At 67.7% G+C, this 871-nt stretch carries 1 protein-coding gene; it reads left to right on the top strand.

The window, feature by feature from the left end; translation table 11 throughout:
- Positions 1–871: TolC family protein (locus BN1137_RS13955; RefSeq protein WP_198150650.1), on the top strand; the 871-nt coding region annotated here is incomplete at both ends.

Genomic DNA, 871 nt, shown 5'->3' with positions numbered 1-871 from the left:
GGCCTGCTGTTGCTGGGGGGCTGCAGCCTGGCTCCCGACTACCAGCCGCCGGTCCATACGGTGAGCCAGTTCTACCTCAACCAAGCCACCCCGGGCACCCAGGCCGGCGGGGAGAGCCCCCTCGCCTGGTGGCATCAGTTCCAGGATCCCGAGCTCGATGCCCTGGTGCTGGCTGCCCAACACCAGAACATCAGCCTCAAGATTGCGAGTCAGCGCATCCAGCAGGCCCAGGCCTATCAGGAGACCATTGCCTCCTTCAAGGTGCCCACTTTGAGCCTCGGGGGCGGCTACACGGATTCGCGCCTCAGTGAAAACGGCGCCCTCACCGGACCGGCGGTGTCCCCCCTCGCCCTGCCGGGTGCCCTCGGCGGCGGCACGGCGCAGCTGATGGACAGAGATCCCACCGCCGCTTTCGTCGGGGTCAACGCGAGCTGGGAGCTGGACTTGTTCGGTCGCATCGACAGCCTGAGCCAGGCCGCCGCCATTCGCACCGAGCAGGCGAGCATCATGCGCAAGGGCTTGATCACCGCCATGACGGCGGATGTGATCAACAACTACCTGCAATACCGCGGCGCCGAGGAACGCAGCCGGATCGCCGCCGACACGGTGCGATCCCAGCAAGCGACCCTAGCCATGGTCGAATCCCTGCAACGCAGCGGTTACGGCTCGGATCTCGACCTCGCCAACGCCCGCGCCGCCCTCGCCACCACCCGGGCCAGCCTGCCGCTGCTGGACACCGCAAAGAGCGTACACCTGAACCGGATGGCACTGTTGCTTGGCGAACCGGTTGCCAAGACCCAGGCCCGTTTCAGCCAGCGCCCCCTGCCCGCCATGGCAGGACTGATCCCGACCGGCCTGCCCGCCAGCCTGC

It is taken from the genome of Aeromonas tecta (genome assembly GCF_000820185.1).
Taxonomy (GTDB): domain Bacteria; phylum Pseudomonadota; class Gammaproteobacteria; order Enterobacterales; family Aeromonadaceae; genus Aeromonas; species Aeromonas tecta.
Note: the sequence above shows the minus strand (reverse complement) of the source record. Positions and strands in the feature narration are given on the sequence as shown.